The sequence below is a fragment of the Citrobacter sp. Cpa228 genome, from assembly GCF_030333085.1.
Classification (GTDB): domain Bacteria; phylum Pseudomonadota; class Gammaproteobacteria; order Enterobacterales; family Enterobacteriaceae; genus Citrobacter; species Citrobacter pasteurii.
The window spans coordinates 256684-278892 of the sequence record NZ_JAOWGQ010000051.1 but is presented as its reverse complement, the minus strand read 5'-3'; the positions used below and the strand labels follow the sequence as shown (position 1 = coordinate 278892).

Here is a 22209-nt window from a genome sequence, read left to right as displayed (position 1 = left end):
TCTCCTTCTAACAGCAACTGCTTCCGCCGCTACCGTAGCGGGCTTCCTGGCGCTCGCGGAAGAATTCTTCGTAGGTCATGTACGGCTTATCGGGATGGTTGGTCTTCATGTGCTCGACGTAGTTGTCGTAGTCCGGAATGCCAATCAGCATCTTCGCCGCCTGACCGAGATATTTTTTTGCCTGACCTAAAGTACCAAACATTCTGCCGTCCTGTTAATGAATAAAGCCGGATGGCGGCTTGCGCCTTATCCGGCCTACATACTGCACATTTTGTAGGCCGGATAAGCGCAGCGTCATCCGGCAATTACGGCTTAATGATGTGAAGAGGTTTTCACGCCACCTTCTGGCACCGGTACATACGGTGTCTCTTTATCAGAGCGACCGTTGATGGTGCGGGCTTTCTGCCAGGTACGGAACCCGTAGAAAATGATGCTGTACACCACCACCAGGAACAGAATACTTAAGCCTGCGTTGGTGTAGTTGTTGATGACAATATGGTTCATATTGGCAATCTGCTGTGCGGTCAGTTCGCCGCCGTTAGCAATCTTCTCTTTGTACTGATTCGCCATGAAGAAGAAGCCTTCCATCTGCGGGTTGGTGCTGAACAGTTTCAGACCCAGCGCCCAGGTGGTACAGATCAGCAGCCATACTGCCGGAATCACGGTCACCCAGATGTATTTGGTACGCTGCATTTTAACCAGTACCACGGTGCCCAGAACCAGCGCCACAGCCGCCAGCATCTGGTTAGAGATACCGAACAGCGGCCACAGGCTCTTCACGCCGCCCAGCGGGTCAACCACGCCTTGATACAGCAGGTAGCCCCACAGGCCTACGCAGCCCGCAGTACCGACGACACCGGCAACCAGGGAGTCGGTTTTCTTCAGGAACGGGACGAAGTTACCCAGTAAATCCTGCAGCATAAAGCGGCCAGAACGGGTACCCGCATCCAGTGCGGTCAGGATGAACAGTGCTTCGAACAGAATACCGAAGTGGTACCAGAAGCCCATGTCCGCCATCGGCAGGACTTTGTGGAACACGTGGGCGATACCGACAGCCAGCGTTGGTGCGCCACCTGCGCGGTTCAGAACGGACGGTTCACCGATGTCTTTCGCGGTTTGCAGGATCTGCTCAGGCGAAATCACGAAGCCCCAGGAACTGACGGTTGCCGCCGCGTGTGCGGTGACGTCTTTCAGTTGCGCCATAATCAGCGGCGCGTTCTCTCCACCCATTTCATGCAGGTTCGGCATGGTGATGCCAAGGCCCGCAGGCGGGGTGTTCATTGCGAAGTACAGACCCGGTTCGATGATGGACGCAGCAACCAGCGCCATAATCGCCACGAAGGATTCCATCAGCATCGCGCCATAACCAATGAAACGCGCGTCGGTTTCACAGGCCAGCAGCTTCGGTGTAGTACCGGAGGCGATCAGCGCGTGGAAGCCAGATACCGCACCACAGGCGATGGTAATGAACAGGAACGGGAACAGAGCGCCTTTCCACAGCGGGCCAGTACCATCAACGTACTGGGTCATCGCCGGCATTTTCAGTTCCGGGTTGAGGATAACAATCCCCACCGCCAGACCGACGATAACGCCGATTTTCAGGAAGGTAGCCAGATAGTCGCGCGGGGCGAGGATCAGCCATACCGGCAGCAGCGCAGAGATAAACGCGTAACCGATCAGGGTGAAGGTAATGGTGGTGTCTTTAAAGGTCAGCGCCGGGCCCCAGTACGGGTCGTGCGCAATCACGCCGCCGAAGTAGATAGAAGCAACCAGCAGCACAATACCAATCACCGACACTTCGCCCACGCGTCCTGGGCGCAGGAATCGCATGTAGATCCCCATGAACAGCGCGATAGGTACGGTTGAGCAGACGGTGAACACACCCCACGGGCTTTCAGCCAGTGCTTTCACCACGATCAGTGCCAGCACCGCGAGGATAATGATCATGATTAAGAAGCAGCCGAACAGCGCAATGGTTCCCGGCACCGGGCCCATCTCTTCTTTGATCATCTCACCCAGAGATGCGCCGTTACGGCGAGAAGAGATAAACAGCACCATGAAGTCCTGCACCGCACCGGCCAGCACCACGCCGGCCAGCAGCCACAGCGTGCCGGGCAGGTAGCCCATCTGCGCAGCCAGTACTGGCCCAACCAGCGGACCTGCACCGGCGATAGCAGCAAAGTGGTGACCAAACAATACGTTACGGTTGGTTGGGACGTAGTTCAGACCATCATTGTTGATGACCGCTGGCGTGGCACGCGTTGGGTCAAGTTTCATCACCTTTTGAGCGATGTAGAGACTGTAGTAACGATAGGCCACCAGATAAACGGAGACAGAGGCGACCACGATCCACAGGGCGCTGATGTGTTCACCCCGACGTAATGCCACTACCGAGAGGCAGAATGCACCGATGATTCCGAGAATGACCCAGGGTATGTGCTTGAATATCTTTTTCGTATCCATAGTAAAACCTAATAATTGGCCGAGGCCGCTGGGGGGTTGATTGTGTGTTTGAGGAGATAAGTTGACTGCTATGTTGGGAGGATCTTGCCAGAGAGTTACGCGCGTAAAGTAAGGTAAATAAGTGAGTGGTTGTATGTCAGCTTAAGCGGTTCCAAGTGTCAGTGAGCGGTTCCAGGTGCCGGTGAGTGGGGAGAATTATGTGATTGAGATCACTGATAAACGCCTTTAGATCCTTGGTTGATTGCGGGGATCGACGAATCGTCGATGCTGAGATCGATTCAGTTAGCACGAATTCCATAAAGTTTTCCCTTTCCAGGCCGAAAATTCTGACATCTGTCTAGCGGAAAGAGAAAACATGTTAAAACGAATGAAGATTGTTACCAGCTTACTGCTGGTATTGGCGCTATTTGGCGTTTTACAACTGGCCTCGGGCGGGTTGTTCTTTAACTCACTGAAGAATGACAAAGAGAACTTTACCGTTCTGCAAACCATTCGCCAGCAACAGTCTGCGCTGAATGGGACCTGGGTTGAACTGCTGCAAACGCGTAATACCCTGAACCGGGCGGGTATTCGTTACATGATGGATCAGAGCAATATCGGCAGCGGCGCGACCGTTGCTGAGCTGATGCAGGTAGCGAGCAATGCGCTGAAACTGACGGAAAAAAACTGGGCGATTTACGAGTCGCTGCCACGCGATCCGCGTCAAAGCGAAGCCGCATTCCAGGAGATTAACCGCACCTATGACATCTACCACGGCGCGCTGGCGGAACTGATCCAGCTCCTGGGTGACGGGAAGATCAACGCGTTCTTTGATCAACCGACTCAGAGCTATCAGGATGGTTTTGAGAAAGCTTATGTCAACTATATGCAGCAGAACGATCGCCTGTATGACATCGCGGTAGCCGATAACAACAGCTCTTACAGCCAGGCGATGTGGGTGCTGGTGATTGTGCTGATCACCGTACTGGCGGCGATTATTGCGGTCTGGTTTGGTATCAAACTGACCCTTATCTCTCCAATGAATCGTCTGATCGACAGCATTCGCCATATCGCCAGCGGCGACCTGGTGAAACGTATTGAGGTGGAAGGTTCCAACGAGATTGGGCAACTGGCCGAAAGTCTGCGCCACATGCAGGGCGAGCTGATGAGCACCGTGGGTGATGTGCGTAACGGTGCCAACGCGATTTACAGCGGGGCCAGCGAGATTGCCATGGGCAATAACGATCTCTCCTCGCGTACCGAACAGCAGGCTGCCTCTCTGGAAGAAACCGCAGCCAGCATGGAACAGCTGACGGCGACCGTGAAGCAGAACGCCGAAAACGCGCGTCAGGCCAGCCATCTGGCGCTGAGTGCTTCGGAAACCGCGCAGAAAGGCGGCAAAGTGGTGGATAACGTGGTGCAAACCATGCGTGATATCGCTTCCAGTTCGCAGAAGATCGCCGACATTATTAGCGTCATCGACGGCATTGCCTTCCAGACCAACATTCTGGCGCTCAACGCCGCGGTAGAAGCCGCGCGTGCGGGTGAACAGGGTCGTGGTTTTGCGGTGGTGGCGGGTGAAGTCCGTAACCTGGCCCAGCGTAGTGCGCAGGCTGCGCGCGAGATCAAGAGCCTGATTGAAGACTCGGTCAGCCGCGTGGACGTCGGTTCAACGCTGGTTGAAAGCGCGGGTGAAACCATGGATGAGATCGTCAATGCGGTGACCCGTGTGACCGATATTATGGGTGAAATCGCCTCCGCTTCTGACGAACAGAGCCGCGGGATCGACCAGGTCGGTCTGGCTGTTGCCGAGATGGATCGCGTCACGCAGCAGAACGCCTCGCTGGTGGAAGAATCCGCCGCCGCTGCAGCAGCGCTGGAAGAACAGGCCAGCCGTCTGACTCAGGCCGTTGCCGTATTCCGTATTCAGCATGACCAACAGCGCGCACGTGATGTTGCCGCTGCTAAGCCGGTGTCAACGGTCCAGCCGCGTAAAGCTGCGGTAACGGATGCCGGGGAAAACTGGGAAACGTTCTAAACCTGTGATGCCGGATGGCGCTGTCGCTTATCCGGCCTACGAGAAAGTTATGTGGTTGCCGGATGGCGCTGTCGCTTATCCGGCCTACGGGAAAGTTATGTGGTTGCCGGATGGCGCTGTCGCTTATCCGGCCTACGGGAATGTTATGTAGGCCCGATAAGGCGTAGCCGCCATCGGGCAATTAGCGCAACATCAGGCGCATGGCGCAGCGTGATTCATACGCCAGACCATGCGCCGCTTCCTCTTCTCTTTTCTGGTGCAGCAATGCAGGAAGCGTCTCATCAGCCAGTCGTTCAAAACCCAGTCGCGCGTACAATGGCCCATTCCACGGCACATCGCGGAAGGTGGTCAGCGTAAGCGACGTGTAACCATTCTCGCGAGCCTGTTCGGCAACATAGCAAATTAATCGGCGGCCAATGCCTTTTCCCTGCCATTCTTTTTGTAGAGAAATCTCGGCAATAAATAGTGAAGACGGCAGCGCTTCTGCCAGTAAAAATCCCACCGGGATTTCATCCGCGATCGCCAGCCAGCTCATTTTGTTTTCTGTATATTGGCGATGTTGCGCAAGCGTTATGCCGCAATCATCAGCAATCCACGCCAGTTCAGGGATCTGTAAAAAACGTTGCCCAGCCGATCGTTCGATGGCAGGAAGTGCGGCAGTGTCCGCAAGCGTGGTGGGGCGAAAGGTAATGTTCATACGTGGAGCATAACATGCCCGATAAGCTTGATGTTATCGGGCATCGTGAGGATTAATCTTTACGCGGGTCGCTGATTGGCTGGCGCACCAGGAAGATGTAGGCGAGAGCGCCCACCATGGTGACGCAGCCGCAGATGATCAGCGCCAGACGGAAAGAGTTGGTGGTATCAACAATAAATCCGGTGACGATCGGCGCGAATGATGCGCAGATAAAACTGGCAAAGTTCTGAATACTGCCCACAGAGGCGGTCATACGTGAAGCCACTGCAACGTGGATCAGACCCCAGCAGGACGTTCCGGCGAAGTGGATGCAGAACAGCGCCATACCGATCAGGAGTACCGCAGCCATTGATGTTGTTGCCTGTGGCACGACAAACGTGAAGGCTGCAGAGCAGAACATCCCGGCGATAATACAAATTTTACGGCTCTTAATCGGCGCCATACCGCGTTTCACCAACCCGTCGGTGACAAAACCGTTGATCAGCATGCCTGCTGCGCCAAACAGGAACGGGATGGCGGCCATTAATCCGGTGCTTTTTAAATCCAGGTTGTAGGAGGTTTGCAGGTAGCCCGGCAGCCAGGCCAGATATAACCATGCGGTGTAGTTGATGCCGCTAAAGCCCAGCATCATGCCCCACATGGTACGGTTGCGGAACAGGCTGCGCCATTCGGCAAAGCTCAAAGGATCGCGACGCGCATTGACACTGCCGGCGTTCAGATACGCCTGTTCGGTAGCGCTCAGCGCAATCTGTTCGCGGTTGCGGTACAGCATATACCAGCCGATAGCGAGGAAAATACCCAGCACGCCGATGGTAATAAACATCCAGCGCCAGCCCATGACCAGCATCATGGCAGCCAGAATCGGCGGGCTAATGGCCACACCGATGGTGGACGCTGCGTTGAATAACCCCATCGGGCGGCCGCGCTCTTTGATGTTAAACCAGTCGTTGATGACCTTTACGCCACAAGGGTTCATTGGCGCTTCGCCGATCCCCATCCCGATACGTACCAGTACAAACTGGGTGAAGCTGTGCACCATGCCAGACATCGCCTGGAACAGCGACCAGAAGAACATCCCCAGTCCCAGCATGATGCGCGGACCTTTACGATCCAGCAGCGGGCCGCAGGGAAGTTGTGCAATACCGTAAGCGAGAGAAAAAACCGACAGCAGTACGCCGATTTGTGTGGCGCTGAGTCCCAGTTCTTCGCGAATGGTTAAGTTAGCGACCGACAGTGAACTGCGGTCGAGGTAATTAATCACCGCAGCCAAAAATAATAAAATCATTGCTGTGGTCTGAATGCGCTTTATTCGACTACTGCGTTGCACCATGCCTTCTGGCGGAACATTAATATCCGCAGATGACGAGGTGCCAAACGAAGAACTCGGGTCGAGGGTAATATTATTTTTTTCCACGCCGGACTCCTGAACCTCAATAATTTATTTTTACACAGCGGCAGGCTGTGCTGTATTGAAAAAGTACCGGTGATAAATCAACTTTTTTCATCACCGCTCACGAAAGTTTTTAATGCAGTCGACTTAGCGTGAGCATAGGCAAGAGGTATTTTTCCGGCGTTTTTATTTTTATAAAATCGTGCTCCCGGTAATGGTTTGCTGTTTTTAATCTGTTCTTAATAAACATTATGGCGACGTTGGGTGATGGAGCGAATCATCGATTGTTTGGCTGAATTCAAATGGTTACACAGCGCCAGGGTGGCATCCAGGTCACTGCGGCAAATCAGCGCGCTGAGGATGGTCATATGTTCATCAATAGCAATGATGTTGCGCTGCTTAAGGTCGCTTTCATCCCATTGATAGTGGAAGTGGAAAATTACAGAAATAATCTCAAGTGATTGATTAAAAAATATATTATCGGCTGCGGAAAGCAGTAAAGCATGAAATTCACGGTCCAGCTGCGAAAACATGCGAAAGCTACTGCCGATGCTGTCACGCAGTATCCGGTGGCGCTCCAGCAGCGTTTTGGCCTGCAGCCAGCGAGGATCATCGTCAGGCAGGTTGAGGAAATGCTGCAGAGAGTGAGTCTCCAGCATTTCTCGTAGTTCGAACAACTGCTCGGCGTAGGCCTGATCGAACTGCTTCATGCTCCACTGACCGCGCTTTTCATTTTTAATCAGATTGTAACGCTCGAATTTTAAAAGATATTCCCGTACCACGACCGGGCTGACGCCCGCAGCTCTGGCCAGTTGCAGTTCAGAGAAGCTTTCACCCGCACGCAGCTGGCGCTGGTTAATCATGGTGAAAAAGGCTTGCTCAAAAATTCGATTTTGCTCAGCCATGGACGCCGTGGTACACGAAAAACCATCATCATGGTTTGGTTTGCGTACGATAACGTAGTGACTACCGACCTGCGTCAGTACGCCGCATTCACCTAAGTGGCTCAGCATATGGCGCACGGTGGTGCGGCTGATGTTGTACATTTCTGCCAGCGCGCTTTGCGAAGGCAGCGGGGAAGGGATATGACCCCGCGCCATATCATCAATTATCTGGTTAATCACATTGTGGCGTAAGTTCTGCGAACGGCTCATGGCTTCTCCTTTTTGCCTATTAAAACCCGATTTAAAACATTTTTATGCGTTGAGATTCACAGATTATGTTTCCGCTTTCTCCAGCGTTTTTATTTTCGTTGATATCTGAGGCAACAAAAAAACAGGAGAGCAGAATCATGTCTACGATGAATACGTTGATTTGCCAGGAACCTAAAAAATTAGTCTGGAAAGAACGCGAAATACCTATTCCGGGTGAGGGCGAAGCATTAATTAAAATTAAATCCGTAGGGATTTGTGGAACTGATATCCATGCCTGGGGCGGCAATCAACCTTTTTTCAGCTATCCACGTGTGCTAGGCCATGAAATATGTGGTGAAATTGTCGGGCTGGGGAAAAATATACAAGACCTGAAAAATGGTCAGCAGGTAGCCGTTATTCCTTACGTGGCCTGCCAACAGTGTCCGGCGTGCCAGAGCGGACGTACTAACTGCTGCGAGAAGATTTCGGTGATTGGTGTGCACCAGGATGGTGGCTTTAGCGAGTACTTATCCGTTCCGGTGACGAATCTACTGGATGCACAGGGGATTGACCCGCATGCCGCGGCATTGATCGAACCTTATGCCATCAGCGCCCATGCGGTGCGTCGGGCGGCGGTGGTACCTGGCGAGCATGTTCTTGTTGTCGGTGCCGGCCCGATTGGGCTCGGTGCCGCGGCGATAGCCAAAGCGGACGGTGCACAGGTGGTTGTCGCGGATACCAGCCTGGCACGCAGAGAGCATGTGGTTTCCCGATTAGGGCTCCCGGTTATCGATCCGTCCGCTGAAGATTTTGACGCGCAACTGCGTGACCAGTTTGGCGGTTCGCTGGCGCAAAAAGTCATTGATGCTACGGGGAATCAGCACGCGATGAACAACACGGTGAATTTGATTCGCCACGGCGGCAGCATCGTTTTTGTCGGGCTGTTCAAAGGTGATTTACAGTTCTCCGATCCGGAGTTCCACAAGAAAGAAACCACCATGATGGGCAGTCGCAACGCCACGCCGGAAGATTTTGCCAAAGTCGGGCGTCTGATGTCGGAAGGCAAACTGACGGCTGACATGATGCTCACGCACCGCTATGCGTTTGACACTCTGGCAGAAATATACGAGCGGGATGTGATTAACAACCGTGAACTGATTAAAGGCGTGATCACGTTCTGAGAGGGTAATGCGATGAACACATTGAATCGACTTGATTTTCCGGGGGCCAGCTACCCAACGCGCGTGATCCAGTTTGGAGAAGGTAACTTTCTGCGGGCGTTTGTCGACTGGCAACTGGATATCCTCAACGAGCATACCGATCTGAACGCGGGCGTGACCATCGTTCGGCCAATTAATACCGATTTTCCGCCGTCGCTGAATACCCAGGACGGGCTGTATACCACGCTGATTCGTGGCCTGAACGAACAGGGTGATGCCGTGAGCGAAGCGCGGCTGATCCGCTCGGTCAATAACGAGATCAATCCGTATCAGGACTTCGCCGCGTATCTGGCGCTGGCGCACAATGCGGATATCCGTTTTGTATTTTCGAATACCACCGAAGCCGGAATAAGCTATCACCCGGCAGACTGCGTGGATGATACGCCACCGGTGAGCTTTCCGGCCAAACTGACGCGCCTGCTGCTCGAACGCTTTAATCACTTTGAGGGCGCGGCAGATAAGGGCTGGGTGATTATCCCGTGCGAGCTTATCGACTATAACGGTGAGGCGCTTAAAGCTCTGGTGTTGCAATATGCGCAGGCCTGGCAGCTTCCTCCGGCGTTTGCCGATTGGGTGGAAACAGCCAATACCTTCTGTTCCACGCTGGTCGACCGCATTGTGACCGGCTACCCACGTGAGGAAGCCGCTACGCTGGAGGAAACGCTGGGCTATCACGATGCGTTTCTCGATACTGCGGAGCATTTTTATCTGTTTGTGATTCAGGGGCCGCAGTGGCTGGCAGAGGAACTGAAGTTAACGCAGTGCCCGCTGAACATCCGCGTGGTGAGCGATATCAAGCCATACAAAGAGCGTAAGGTGGCCATTCTTAACGGCGCACATACGGCGCTGGTGCCGGTGGCCTGGCTGTGCGGGCTGGAAACCGTCGGCGAGGCGATGCAGGATGCCGATGTCCGCCACTTTGTCGAGCGGGCGATTGGCGAGGAAATTATCCCGGTGCTGGATCTTCCGGCTGATGAGCTACGTGAATTTGCTGGCGCCGTGAGCGGGCGTTTTCAGAATCCCTACATTCGTCACCAGTTGCTTTCCATTGCACTTAACGGGATGACCAAATTCCGCACCCGAATTTTGCCGCAACTGCTGGCGGGTGAGCAAAATGGGCGCTGGCCCGTACGGTTAACGTTTGCCCTTGCTGCATTGTTGGCATTTTATCGCGGGGAACGCGCGGGCGAACGCTACCCACTACAGGATGATGAGCAGTGGATAAGCCTGTATGCCAGTCTGTGGCCGCGAGTCGGCAGCGATCTGACGCTGCGTGAACTGGTGGACACTGCGCTCGGCGATGCGGCGCACTGGGGAGACGATTTGACGTTGCTGCCCGGGCTTGCCGGGCAGGTAACGGCCAACCTGGAGATGATTCTGGTGCAGGGTATGCGTCAGGCGGTGAAAAGTCTGGAATAAGGTTGCCATGCAGCGCCCGGTGTGGTGTTGGGCGCTGTTTTTTTTATCCCTGAGCAGCCACTACTTTGATTTCAACCATCCCGATCCCCAGCTTACGCGGCGAGTGGCCGAGAATATTGCCCTCGTTGGTGGCAACCGGATCGGGTGGGACAATCACCAGCGTATCGGCGTCCGCCGGATTATCAAAATGCAAGGTGGTGGTGGTGACATCATGGCCTAACACCAGCATCTGTTCCTCGTTGCCAACGCGCACGGGAATAGGGCGATTTGCGTTGTCGCCGAAGGCTTTCGCGGTGATGACCAGATCGAATTTCTTCGGCAGCGGGGCCTTGTATTCGATGGTTACCTCTTTGCTGAGCTGCGCATTGGACCAGCGTCCCCAGGATTCAGGGCGTGAAATTCCGCTAAACTGTTTCACCTCTTCCGGTGCGCCCGCCACGTTGAAGACGAAGCTGTCGGCTTTGTAGCGAATGTTGTTATCGACAATTTTCAGCGAATCGATGTTTCCTTTGTAGCGCTCCATGTCGATCACCGTGTCTTTAAATACGGTTTTACTTTTCCAGTTGGCTTTATCGACAAGCTGCACGATCTGCTGCCCGCCCAGTTGCCCCTGTGAAACGCACCAGTCGGTAGAAAGCGCCAACTCCGGCGCCCACAGCTGCGCCATTTTGTAACAGCGGTCTATCCAGACAAAGTTGTCACGCGGGGCAAAATCAGCCAGCTGGAAGCGCAGCGGGGCTGAATATTCACTTTCCGGCAGCGGTTCGACGCGTTGATCCGACACTCGGAGCAGCAGCGGCAGACGGAAATGGCTGCCGGAGAAAGCGATCATCTCTTTGTCCCGATCGATGGTGAATGCTTTCATCTCTTTCGGGAAATTCCATAAACGGATGATGTTGGGCTTCCACGCCAGCATTTTCTCTTTTATGTTCAGGAACACTTCCGATACGGATTCGCTGGACAAGCTGCTGCGTCCAAGGCCGATAAAGTTATCGCCGCCCAGAATATCCAGTACAGTAGCACCGTTATCCATGGTATTACGTTTCACCGCCAGCGTCTCCTGCTGGGGCTGATCGCCGCGTAGTACGAAGAACAGGTTGTTACGATCTTGCTTGTTGAGATACTTCCATGCGGTGTTGTTCATTGCCAGATGATCGGAAGAGACGACGATCACGGTATCTTTAAACCACGGTGAGGCTTTAATTTTATGAATAAACTCGGCGATATTTTCCTGGCTGCAGCTGACCGCGCTGAACGACTGGTTGGTTTTACCGTCAATATCATAACGCTTACGGTTACAACTGCGTGAGATGAAACCGTCCGGGTGGTGAGTATCCACGGTCAGGGTAAACAGTGAAAAACGCTGCCCTGAACGTGACAGTTCTTCGAATTTTTTCCATGCTTCATCCAGTACGGTGTCATCATAAAAGCCCCAGTCGTTGCGATAAGCAGGGTCTGCAACGACGCCCTTTAACTCTTCAGCGCCGTACAGATAATCAAATCCGTGAGATTTCAGGAATACATCTTTCCCGGCAAAGCGCAGGTTGGCACCCTGCACAAAATAGTTCTGATAACCGGAGTTCTTCAGGATATCGCCCAGACAGATGTTGTTGGGGAAGAAGCTGGAAACCGATGCTGAGGCGTTGCCTTCAAATGGCGCAAACAGCGGAATGCCACACTGTGAGGCGACCATGCCGGCGATGGTGTAATCTGTACCCGGCAGCTGCATGGTGTTGCTGAAATCCAGACCTTCGTTTTGCAACGCGCCGAGTTCCGGGGTCAGATCCGGGAAGGCGTCGTTGTTAAAATAAGTACGCTCCAGACTTTCACCGTAGATATAAACCAGATTCAGCTTCGGGTTGGGAATGGTTTTCGATGGCTCTTTGTAATACGTCGCGAAGTCCGGATCGCCATCGCGCGACTGGGATTTCACCAGTTCGGTTATCTGGTGAAATGCCGGGCTGGCATCAACTGAAGCCAGCGCCAGCATCAACGCCAGCAGGCTGTAGCCAACGTGATGAGGGTGGTGGCGACGTCGGCGAAGTACCCAACCCAGTGCGCCAAAGACAGCGGCCAGCGCCAGCGCAATCCCGACGCCTGGCAGAACATATTTGCCAAGACCCGCGCCGGTCAGGCTGCTGGTCAGGGTGTACAGAACCGCATCGTTGATGCCATCGCCGGTGAAATAGTCGCTGGCATACAGCGTGATATTCAGGACAATAAAAATCCCCAGCACCGTTAACGTGGCGGCAAACCACCAGGTGTTGCGACCCGCTTTCCAGGCGTAAATCAGTACCGAAGCGAGAAACAGAGTGATGGAGAATAATTCAGACAACGGACGATCCTCAGTAAGCCGGGCATATGCCTGACAGGCTAATCATTTCTGGACAGTACAATGTAATAGCGTTGTTATATTGCTGCAATTGTAGTGACATTTAATTACGTTGTTATTCAGAATTGGTTTAGATATGCGTGTTTTTTGCGGGGGAATGACTGGTTATTTGACGTGTGAATGTAATGGAGTAAGCAAAGTGATGCCGCGCAGGTTATACGCGGCATGTAGAGCTTCAGGAAATGAAGTTCATACCCTGTTTTAACACCAGATCGCAGGCCTTGGTTTTTACCTGCTTCGCCAGCGAGCTGTTACCAATCGTGTCCAGGTTAAGCTGTTGCCCATCTTTGGCATTGAGCAGACCCTGAATACCGTCCATATAGTTGGTGTCTTGTTTCTGCTCAGGCGCGCTGAGGCCTAGTTTATCCAGCACCTGGTTTTTGACGTTTTCGGTATCGGTGACCGAGGCGAGTTTCTGTTTTGCACAATACTCCAGAATCCCGGCCGCGTTATTCATGCTGTTTGAGGTGAGCGACTGATTACTGCTCAGCAAGCTGGTCAGGGACGAGAGTGAGGTGCTGCCCTGTGAGCCAGTGCTTTGCTTACTCAGTTCGCCAGCCGCGCTGGAGAGCGAATCCTGCCAGGAGGCAGCGAAAACGCTGGTGGAGAGAAGCGTGCTGGCGGCAACCGCACAGCACAACAGACGTTTGGTAGTTTTCATCATTATGTGTAACTCGTGTTATGCATTTTCAGCGCAGTATAGCGCTGGCTGCCTTAGGAGTGTTCCCAATACGCTAATACTCTTTGCCGGTGATCCGACTCCGGTAGCTTTCCCAGTTAAAGATCACCCACAGACTGTTGCCCAGACGCATACGGTCCATCACCCGCTCGCCGAGCAGTTTGTTCATTTCATCCATATTGCTGTTCGTTAACATGCCGGTTGGACGTTTAGACGACGATCGACGATCGACGATCTGGTTGATGATCACTTTCTCGTAGCGGGATTCTGTTTGCATGCCGATCTCGTCGATCACCAGAAGATCCACATTGCTGAGATCGTTGAGCAGTTGCTCTTCACTGGTCTCACGATTGCTGAATGTCTCTTTCATCGCCGACATGATATCGGCCACGGTAATAATCAATACCGACTTGCCGCGCAGTAGCAGTTCGTTGCAGATGGCGGCGGCAAGATGGTTTTTACCTGTGCCGGGTTTGCCAGAGAAGATAAAACTGGCGATGTTGCCGTCAAACTCTTCAACATACTGGCGGGCTTTGCTCAGGGCGTTCATCTGACCTTCGCACTCGACGCGATAGTTCTCGAACGAGCAGTTCTGGTGTAGTGGACGGATACCGGAACGGTTGAAGGTTCTTTGCATTTTCATGGCCCGATTTTCACGCGCCAATGCAGCGGCACGAATTTCACCTTGCTCCTTTTGCCACGCCAGCAGCTCCTCGCTTGTTTTGAAGGCTGGCTCAACATTGGGCGGCATCATTTTTTGCAAACGTTTCATCAGGTCGCCAACGTTTTTCATCGTTATCCCCTAAAACCTGGTGGAATATGGCTGTCAGGTTCGCTGACACTGTTAACATCGCGCTTGGGCATCCCGCCATTGCTGGCCCGGCCTATTTGTATGCTGCGTGCCAGTTTTTGCTGCCACTGGATATGGTGAAAGACTTTGCCTTCGGCTTGCCAGTAGGCAACAAATGAAGCCAGTTCTTCAGCGGTGACGGGCTCTCTTAGCGCCACTCCCCATAACGCCGCCTGACGCTGGAAGTCAGCATCTGGCTGCCAGTCAGCGTACATCGCAAATTTACCCATTGGCACGGCAACCGGTGCCGCTTGCGGCTCTTCATAGAATTGGGCATCTAAGGTTACATCGCTTCCCGGGCGTGACAGCTTCTCTTCAAGCGCCAGCAACTCTGCCAGCCGTGCTGGGGTTACTGCGTAAAAAGCAGGCGCATTATTGGCAAAAACAGCCACTGCGCCAGCCGTCGACTTCGCCAGCACCGCGTTGTGATCGTGTAATAAGGCGTCAATACTGATGACGTCCGGAGTCAAAATTTTGCAGGACATAATGTTTCTCAATACTGAACAACAACCGAGAAGGGACTGCTTTTATAGTAACACAGAGAAAGAGGAGAGCAGCAGATGAGGGAAGGTTCCCCCATCTGCGAAGGGGTAAACAGGTTCACTCGTTACACGCGCGGACGTTTGCGATACAGCCATAATCCTGGCACGGAAAGCCCAATTGAGAGTGCGCCCACAATCGATGATGCTTTCAGGAAGTTGGTCAGCAGGGTGATCATCAGCGCTTCGCTATAGCCGAAATGACCGATCTTTACGGCGGATATCATGGCAGTGTAGGCGGAGATCCCAGGAAACATAGGGATCACTGCCGCAACGGTGAAGACTTTCGGGTGTGCCAGATACCAGCGCGACCACTGGATCCCAATGCAGCCGACCAGCAGCGAGGCCATAAAGGTGGACCATTCGATGTTGAGTCCAGCGGTCATCATAACCATTCGGGAACCGTGTCCCAGGGCACCCAACAACGCACACCAGGGAAGCGCCCGATGTGGCACATTAAAAACCATGGCAAATCCTACTGCCGGAATGGCAGAAAGGAGCATGTCCTGTATGAGTGCAAAAATAAAATCGATTACGCCCATCCGCGAAGCCCCCATAAGGTCATAGACATCACCACGCCAATGCAGGTTGCCAGCGTAAGCAGACTGGCAATCGCCCAGCGAGCGAGGCCGGTGTTAATGTGCCCTTTAAACATATCCGCAACCGAATTGATTAACGGAAAACCGGGGACCAATAACAGCACGCTGGCGGCCATGGCTACGGTAGGCGTGTGATTAAACGTCGGTAGCGTAAGCAGCAGGCCGGATATGGTGGTCGCGACAAAAGCGGTAATACAAAAGTTGATTTGTGGATGCAAATGCCGGGACGCCAGAATCTGGCGGATATACATGGCGATCATGCTGGCGAAAAAGGTGATCATCGCGCCATCCCAGCCGCCGTTATTGAGTTTACAAAAGCAGGCGCAGGACAATCCTACCATGAAAGCAACCAGCCATCTGGGATAGCGCAGCGGTTTGATTTGGTTAAACCGTTTCTCTACCCCTTTTTCATCCAGCAGATTATGCTCTGCCAAAATAACGATGTGTTGCACTTCCGTCACAACATGCATGTTGATGCCACGATCCTGATTTTTTCGGGTCGATGTCAGGCATTGTCCGTCTTTGATCGTCGTCAGGACGATGGCATTGGATGATATGGCACTTTCTACACTGTCCATCCCAAGCGCCAGACCCAGGCGGGTGGCGAGTTCATCGACCAACGCGCTTTCTGCGCCATGTTGCAGTAAAAAAAGTCCGCATTGTATACATAACCGTGTAACCGTTCTTTGTGACGACTGCTCTGTTTGCATAGCTCGCTCTGACTAAAAGATGCTCTCTTAATGAATAATATCTTCTTTTTATCATGAAGCGTGAGTCCGTTGGCTCTGGCTAAGATCAATCTTTGTGTTGAAAAAAGAAACAGGTCACTTGGTGGTTGTAGGAAATCGTATCGTGGGAGCCCCTCTTGAATCAGGGCTAAATTTTTCGAGATGAACAGTAATTACGTAAGGAATGCTAATAATTTAATGTAGTTATTTTAATTGTACAATGAATGTACATGTGCGTGATTATGACATGATAGATTTATAGTGTGATGCTATTGGGAACGTAGCATCGCCATTTTCTATTTAGAATAAGGATAAATAATTCATCCTGTCTATTGTTTAACGCATGCCTATTTATTTATTAATTATTTTATTTGATTGTAGGTGATACTTGCGCGCACAAGATTTAAGACATGTGAATATGGAGGAGTTATGTTGCCAGGACGCTGCAAGAACGCAATTATTATTAGTAAATTACCTATCATACAAATTGGGCTTAAAGGGGTAATGCAAGCGCATTTCTCCGATTACAAACTGACCTACTGCCGCGCCGTAGAAGAACTGACATTGATGCAACTGCGACGTTCAGATCTGGTTATCGCTGATTTAACCGGAGACTGCAGTCATCCGCGTGCGATCTGCGAACAATATTATTCTTTGTTACCTCAATACCGTGATATTCACTGGGTCTTTCTCGTTTCTCGAAATTATTATCCTGTGGCCGTTGAGCTGCTGATGTGCCCAATCAGTACGCTGTTATCTGATGCCGAACCGATCGATAGTTTAGTAAATGTTATTGATGCAGGGAATGTTTATGCCGACAGAATTAGCCCGGTATTGCTCTCTCCGGTAATAGCACCAGAAAGACAGAATCATAGCGTACACTCAATTATTCTGACGCTATCTGAACGGAAAGTGCTACGGCTTCTGGGAAAGGGCTGGGGGATTAATCAGATTGCCACATTACTTAAAAAAAGTAATAAGACAATCAGCGCTCAAAAAAATAGTGCGATGCGTCGTCTGTCAATACACAGCAATGCGGAGATGTATGCCTGGATAAATAGTTCTCAAGGAGCACGAGAATTGAATCTACCTTCAGTTTATGGAGCGACCACGGAATGGAAGACAGAAGTATCAAAAGAAATGTCGCACTGGTAGAAAAGTGTGTAATGAGCAGTGTGGGTATTTATAATTTATTTAATGCCAGACCGAACAACCAATACCAACTTCATCTCTTTTCAGGACTGCCAGCCTTAAGCCAGGCTATGTCACAGACGTCATTTTCCGCGGTTATTTTTTCACTTTCCGCGAAAAGAACCGATCGCCGCACCGGACTGGCTTACATGACGGAGCTGGCGGTGAAACACCCTCGCATCAAGCGGGTGGTCATTGCCGATGATGATGGCGAGGCGCGGCTAATTGGCTCGCTGTCACCGTCACCACTGGATGCCGTGATTAGCAAAGCATCCACGCTGAGTGTGTTACAGGAAGAATTATTTGCAGTGCTGGATTGCGCCAGAGGGGAAACAGAAGACACGAAGAAACTCTGGTATATCAATCAATGCCGTATGCTTAGCCCAACCGAGCGCGAAATTCTGCGCTATATGTCGAATGGTTATTCGATGCTGCAGATCGCGATTGAGCTTGAGCGAAACATTAAAACGATTCGCGCGCATAAATTTAATGTGATGTCCAAACTGGGCGTTAGTTCAGATGCCGGATTACTGGATGCTGCCGATATCCTGCTACATGTACGCTCTGCAGAACCGTCATCTTTTCGTCGTACTGCCCCGTTATGGCGTGCTTGAAAAGATGCGTATCGGCGTAGTCATTGGTATGGAAAGGTAAATCGATCACTGGCACACATCAACCCAGGTTGCCGCAGTCAGTTCTGCAATTCTCTCTGGCGCAATGCGAACTGCGCTGTGAGTGGCTCCAGCCGCAGGGAGCACTTCAGTATAGTGTTTCAACGAGACATCACAGTACACCGATATAGGTGTCTCCAACCCGAAAGGACATACGCCTCCTACGGGATGACCTGTTGCGTTGATCACTTCATCGCTACTCAGCATGCGTGCTTTGGCGCCAAACGTATTTTTCAGTTTTTTATTATCGAGGCGAGCATCGCCTCTGGCGACGACCAGGATAATGTCGTTTTTCACCTTTAGTGACAGCGTTTTTGCTATCTGCCCTGGTTCGACGTTATGGGCCCTGGCTGCCAGATCGACGGTGGCGGTGCTTTGATCTAATTCGATGATTTCAATATCTGGCGCATGTTGTGCTAAAAACTGCCGTACTGATTGTAAACTCATTCTTCTCTCCCTCTCGCTTATCCGCAGTCCTGCATAGCAGAAAACCGCCTGGCGTAATTTGTCATAGGGGCAGCGTTACTGTAAATATTTTATTGTAACAACACAGCAACATTGGCAGTTTTTCGATCACCTTCACAATCAAAGAAACCGGTTACAGTAACCGGTTGCAGAATGCTGAAATGGCGATTAATACTGATGTTGTCACTTCCTCTGTATCACATAATAAGAGCCATCTATGAAACTTAACTCAAAAAGCGGTAAGGCTGGTTTTTCTCCCGGCATGGTTGTGAATAGTTGGAATGGGTTTTACGTGGTGGTGTTGATACCAGCACGGTTGCAGGGTTTCGCACAACGGGAGAACAGCTATGTCTACTAACCATGCTGTATTTAATGCGATTTTCCGCTTTGTTGAAAATTACGTCAGCCCCGTGGCCGGGCGTATTTCTTCACAGCGTCATGTCATGGCAATTCGTGATGGTTTTATCTCGGCGATGCCTTTTATGATTGTAGGCTCGTTTCTGCTGGTTTTTGCCTACCCGCCTTTTTCTCCGGATACCACCTGGGGATTCGCCCGTACGTGGCTGGATCTGGCAAAACAGTTCGAAGGCCAGATACTCACACCGTTTGATATGACGATGGGGATCATGTCGGTCTACATCTGTGCCGCCATTGCTTATAACCTGGGTAAACACTATGTGAAGTCGCATCAGGTGGATCCATTTATGTGCGCGATGCTTTCTATCATGGCGTTTTTGCTGATTGCCGCACCGAAAACCAAAGGTACGATGCCGGTTGATAGCCTGGGAGGGACGGGGATCTTCACCGCCATCCTCGTGGCGATTTATTGCGTTGAAATGATGCGCTTCCTGAAGGCGCACAACATCGGGATCCGCTTACCTGATCAAGTGCCGCCAATGATCAAAAACTCCTTCGATCTGCTGATCCCGGTGCTGGTGGTGGTGCTGACGCTGTACCCGCTGAGCCTGGTCATACAGTCCCAGTTTGACATGCTAATCCCGCAGGCCATCATGGCCATCTTTAAACCACTGGTGTCCGCTGCGGATTCTCTGCCGGCGATACTGTTGGCAGTACTGATCGGCCATCTGCTATGGTTTGCCGGTATTCACGGTGCGGCGATTGTGTCGGGAATGCTGCAAATGTTCTGGCTGACCAACCTCGGCATGAACCAGTCGGCGCTGGCGCAGGGCGCGCCTTTGCCGCATATCTTTATGGAAGCATTCTGGACGTTCTTCATCGTCGTGGGGGGATCGGGGGCGACGATGGGGCTGGTGATTTGCTACCTGCGTAGCCGCTCGACCCATCTACGATCGATTGGGCGTTTGAGCGTGGTCCCCAGCATTTTCAACATTAACGAGCCGGTGATTTTCGGTACGCCGATTGTCATGAATCCGGTGTTCTTTATTCCCTTCCTGCTGGCCCCAATGGTGAACGCGGTGCTGGCCTGGGCTGCGATGAAACTGGATCTAATTGGGCGGGTGATTTCAGTGGTTCCCTGGACCGCACCGGCACCCGTTGGCGCCGCATGGGCGTTAGGTTGGGATTATCGCGCGGCGATCCTGGTGGTTCTGCTGGCGCTGGTGTCGGCTGTTATCTACTTCCCGTTCTTTAAGGTTTACGAAAAGCAGCTATTAGCGCAGGAAAACGAAGAAGCACAGCGTATAGAAGAGGAAAATCAGCAGGTTGCATAAAGTGTTGGCGGGGGGGTACGACTCCTCGCTTACTTCAGCGTGCAGTCGCCGCATTGCTGAACATCGGGCAGACGATAGCGCTGGCAGCAGGTTCTGCGTACTAACAGTCCCTCGCGTGGAACAACGGTACGCCACAGAGGGTTATCCTGGCCGCAGGAGAGTTGTTTTTCAAAAAAGCAGGTCTGGCGCAGCGTGTTCAGCAATTCTTCACCTAACAGCGGCTTCATTTCCGTTAAGTACCAGTGAATTAAGTACCCCGTGTTGCTCCAGATAAGCTTCGCGTTGATCTCGCCTGTCGCTTCCAGCGCCTGCACAACCGGCGTCAGAGCTGAGAGAATCAGTGTTTCCATACGTTGTTGAGGAGACAGGGCCGTGGCCTGCTGATCCTGATGCACGTCGATCCAGAAGCAGGCTGCGCGACCCGTTTCGTGGAATTCTACGTGCATGTGTTCAGGAGAGACGTCGATGGCCTCTTTTTGCGTCAGTAGGGCCACCATCAGCGGAGGCATCATCAGACCGATATACCACTGCGCCCAGAGGGAAATCAGCGGCTTATTTTCGCGTGGCAGCGTGGGCTGATTGCGATAAATATGGTCTGAATAAACAGCCAGCAATGAACTTAGTGTCGTCGGTTGCGTCCATTCATGCAACGTCATTGCACCAGGCACAGGCGTTTCGTCCAGACGAATGAAGTCCAGCAGGTGTTCACGGGTTTTGGCTATCGTTGCACGCACGGAAGCCGCCAGCGAGGGCATCTTTGCAGGGAGATGACTACGCCAGATGACATCTTCAACGATCGGTGCGGAACGATAGGCCATGTTGATATAAGGATGTTAATCTAAATGATAATGATTGCTAATCCTATAAGCGAGGGCAAACGATGGCAAGATCTTTGTTGCAATACCGGGCAGTTCTGCACGGAAAACTCAGGAAGAGGTGTAGTTTATCCGCAGCTCATCGCTGACCAGGGTGTTGTTTCGACCCATATTCTTGGCCTCATAAAGCGCTTTGTCTGCCCTGGTAATAGCGGAGTCAATATCCTGTTCCACTAAAGGCGCAATACCGATGCTGACCGTCACATTGGTTGCTACGCTCTCATTAAACATATGAGGAATCTTAAGGTCGTATACTTTCTGGCGGATGCGCTCGGCTGCGGCCTGCGCCTGTTGTGGATCGACGGCGGTCAGTAACACCATAAATTCTTCGCCACCAAAACGCGCGACCACATCCCGGGAGCGTACGGAATCACGAATCGCGGCAGAAACGCGAATCAGCGCCTGATCGCCCATCATGTGTCCGTAATGGTCGTTATAGGCTTTGAAATGATCGATATCCAGCAATAAGACGTAATGCTTCGCGTTGCTCAGTGCCAGTAACGTATCGAGCCGGTGTTGCAGCCCTCGACGGTTATACAGCCCCGTCAGCGGATCGAGCATACTGAGGCCGTTCAGGGTTTCCCGTTCTTCCAGCAGTTTGTACATCAGCTGTTGGGCGAAGCCGTCGTAGCGCTTTTGGATCACGTGTTGAATGGCAATACCGGCCATGGGCAGCGCCATAAAATAGAAAATTCGCAGACCATGCTCGCTACCGTTAAGCCATAAACAGACGACGACTGAGGGTAACGAATGTAGCGTAAAGGCGATGATATTGTTGGCAAAAGCGATAGAGCCAATAAACAGCACGCTGAGAAGTGCAATTAACAGAAAATAATAATCATTATTACCCAGTGTTGTGAATTTCAACACAATATGAGCTGCCCACAACAAGCCGAAAATGATTGAAATAAAAGGAAGATTAATTCTTTTATTCGCATATTTGCCATGCCATACAAACAGCAATGTACTGGCGGCCAGGATGAGCAACGCCGGGACAGATACGGATTTGACGGCAAAAAGTGGGAAAACAAGCGTAAACAGCGCGGAGACTGCATTGAGAAGCAGAAACAGACGTAAAGAGAGTTGATATTTCTTAGTGCGCAGAGTTCGCCAGGATTGTACTGTCATAGGTAAATATTATTATTTATCTGCAATATACGAAGGTGTGTTTGTAAGGAAAAATGATGAGC

At 51.9% G+C, this 22209-nt stretch carries 21 protein-coding genes; 7 read left to right on the top strand and 14 right to left on the bottom strand.

What is annotated here, in order from left to right; all coding sequences use genetic code 11:
• Nucleotides 1-7 precede the first annotated feature (7 nt).
• A complete protein-coding gene (locus OGX91_RS15035; RefSeq protein ID WP_003830038.1) occupies nt 8-202 on the bottom strand; it encodes a YbdD/YjiX family protein in 195 nt (64 codons plus the stop codon).
• Nucleotides 203-312: 110 nt separating this feature from the next.
• Nucleotides 313-2463, bottom strand: coding sequence for a pyruvate/proton symporter BtsT (btsT, locus tag OGX91_RS15030; protein ID WP_040230232.1), 2151 nt, complete (start codon nt 2461-2463; stop codon nt 313-315).
• Nucleotides 2464-2818: 355 nt separating this feature from the next.
• Between btsT and tsr the strand changes: the two genes are divergently transcribed.
• Nucleotides 2819-4480 (top strand): methyl-accepting chemotaxis protein, encoded by a 1662-nt coding sequence (tsr, locus tag OGX91_RS15025; RefSeq protein ID WP_286626659.1) that lies wholly within the window; start codon nt 2819-2821, stop codon nt 4478-4480.
• The gene (locus OGX91_RS15020) at nt 4452-4631 is read left to right on the top strand and encodes a hypothetical protein (protein WP_286626658.1); all 180 of its coding nucleotides are present in this window, start codon (nt 4452-4454) and stop codon (nt 4629-4631) included. Before tsr ends, OGX91_RS15020 begins: the two co-directional genes overlap by 29 nt.
• Nucleotides 4632-4661: 30 nt before the next feature.
• Here OGX91_RS15020 and OGX91_RS15015 read toward each other — a convergent pair whose 3' ends face one another.
• From OGX91_RS15015 to OGX91_RS15005, 3 genes are all read right to left on the bottom strand, one after another.
• Nucleotides 4662-5177 (bottom strand): GNAT family N-acetyltransferase, encoded by a 516-nt coding sequence (locus OGX91_RS15015; RefSeq protein WP_199947450.1) that lies wholly within the window; start codon nt 5175-5177, stop codon nt 4662-4664.
• 52 nt (nt 5178-5229) lie between these two features.
• The gene (locus tag OGX91_RS15010) at nt 5230-6591 is read right to left on the bottom strand and encodes an MFS transporter (RefSeq protein ID WP_005134633.1); all 1362 of its coding nucleotides are present in this window, start codon (nt 6589-6591) and stop codon (nt 5230-5232) included.
• Nucleotides 6592-6806: 215 nt separating this feature from the next.
• Nucleotides 6807-7721, bottom strand: coding sequence for a GntR family transcriptional regulator (locus OGX91_RS15005; protein ID WP_005134644.1), 915 nt, complete (start codon nt 7719-7721; stop codon nt 6807-6809).
• 137 nt (nt 7722-7858) lie between these two features.
• Here OGX91_RS15005 and OGX91_RS15000 point away from each other — a divergent pair, with 137 nt between their 5' ends.
• Both OGX91_RS15000 and OGX91_RS14995 read left to right on the top strand, forming a co-directional pair.
• Entirely contained in the window at nt 7859-8881 is a 1023-nt protein-coding gene (locus OGX91_RS15000; RefSeq protein WP_005134646.1) for a zinc-binding alcohol dehydrogenase family protein, read from the top strand.
• Between the two features lie 12 nt (nt 8882-8893).
• Nucleotides 8894-10339 carry a tagaturonate reductase gene (locus OGX91_RS14995; RefSeq protein WP_040230230.1) on the top strand — a complete coding sequence of 482 codons (1446 nt, stop codon included), beginning with the start codon at nt 8894-8896 and terminating at the stop codon, nt 10337-10339.
• Nucleotides 10340-10382: 43 nt separating this feature from the next.
• On the opposite strand, the gene opgB is transcribed toward OGX91_RS14995, so the two are convergent.
• From opgB to OGX91_RS14965, 6 genes are all read right to left on the bottom strand, one after another.
• Nucleotides 10383-12674, bottom strand: a complete 2292-nt coding sequence (gene opgB / locus OGX91_RS14990; protein WP_286626654.1) for a phosphatidylglycerol--membrane-oligosaccharide glycerophosphotransferase — start codon at nt 12672-12674, stop codon at nt 10383-10385.
• A 232-nt stretch (nt 12675-12906) separates the two neighbouring features.
• A complete protein-coding gene (locus OGX91_RS14985) occupies nt 12907-13395 on the bottom strand; it encodes a YjjA family protein (protein WP_149691168.1) in 489 nt (162 codons plus the stop codon).
• A gap of 70 nt (nt 13396-13465) precedes the next feature.
• Nucleotides 13466-14203, bottom strand: a complete 738-nt coding sequence (dnaC, locus tag OGX91_RS14980; RefSeq protein ID WP_188232428.1) for a replicative helicase loader DnaC — start codon at nt 14201-14203, stop codon at nt 13466-13468.
• Between the two features lie 2 nt (nt 14204-14205).
• Nucleotides 14206-14745, bottom strand: coding sequence for a primosomal protein DnaT (gene dnaT, locus OGX91_RS14975; RefSeq protein ID WP_188232429.1), 540 nt, complete (start codon nt 14743-14745; stop codon nt 14206-14208).
• A 122-nt stretch (nt 14746-14867) separates the two neighbouring features.
• Nucleotides 14868-15341 (bottom strand): threonine/serine exporter, encoded by a 474-nt coding sequence (locus tag OGX91_RS14970; protein WP_040230225.1) that lies wholly within the window; start codon nt 15339-15341, stop codon nt 14868-14870.
• Nucleotides 15332-16108 (bottom strand): threonine/serine exporter family protein, encoded by a 777-nt coding sequence (locus OGX91_RS14965; protein WP_040230223.1) that lies wholly within the window; start codon nt 16106-16108, stop codon nt 15332-15334. The genes OGX91_RS14970 and OGX91_RS14965 overlap by 10 nt, the downstream gene beginning before the upstream one ends.
• 447 nt (nt 16109-16555) lie before the next feature.
• Between OGX91_RS14965 and OGX91_RS14960 the strand changes: the two genes are divergently transcribed.
• Complete coding sequence (locus OGX91_RS14960; protein WP_149691171.1) at nt 16556-17281, top strand: helix-turn-helix domain-containing protein; 726 nt, start codon at nt 16556-16558, stop codon at nt 17279-17281.
• Complete coding sequence (gene bglJ, locus OGX91_RS14955; protein ID WP_149691172.1) at nt 17242-17931, top strand: DNA-binding transcriptional activator BglJ; 690 nt, start codon at nt 17242-17244, stop codon at nt 17929-17931. The genes OGX91_RS14960 and bglJ overlap by 40 nt, the downstream gene beginning before the upstream one ends.
• 45 nt (nt 17932-17976) lie before the next feature.
• On the opposite strand, the gene OGX91_RS14950 is transcribed toward bglJ, so the two are convergent.
• Nucleotides 17977-18435, bottom strand: a complete 459-nt coding sequence (locus OGX91_RS14950; protein ID WP_005134662.1) for a YbaK/EbsC family protein — start codon at nt 18433-18435, stop codon at nt 17977-17979.
• Between the two features lie 365 nt (nt 18436-18800).
• Between OGX91_RS14950 and OGX91_RS14945 the strand changes: the two genes are divergently transcribed.
• On the top strand, nt 18801-20144 hold the full coding sequence (locus tag OGX91_RS14945; RefSeq protein WP_286626650.1) for a PTS sugar transporter subunit IIC: 1344 nt from the start codon (nt 18801-18803) through the stop codon (nt 20142-20144).
• 29 nt (nt 20145-20173) lie between these two features.
• On the opposite strand, the gene fhuF is transcribed toward OGX91_RS14945, so the two are convergent.
• Both fhuF and OGX91_RS14935 read right to left on the bottom strand, forming a co-directional pair.
• Nucleotides 20174-20962: a siderophore-iron reductase FhuF gene (fhuF, locus tag OGX91_RS14940; protein WP_005134664.1), complete on the bottom strand. Its 789-nt coding sequence runs from the start codon at nt 20960-20962 to the stop codon at nt 20174-20176.
• 108 nt (nt 20963-21070) lie between these two features.
• Nucleotides 21071-22147: a GGDEF domain-containing protein gene (locus OGX91_RS14935; protein WP_005134665.1), complete on the bottom strand. Its 1077-nt coding sequence runs from the start codon at nt 22145-22147 to the stop codon at nt 21071-21073.
• Between the last annotated feature and the right edge of the window lie 62 nt (nt 22148-22209).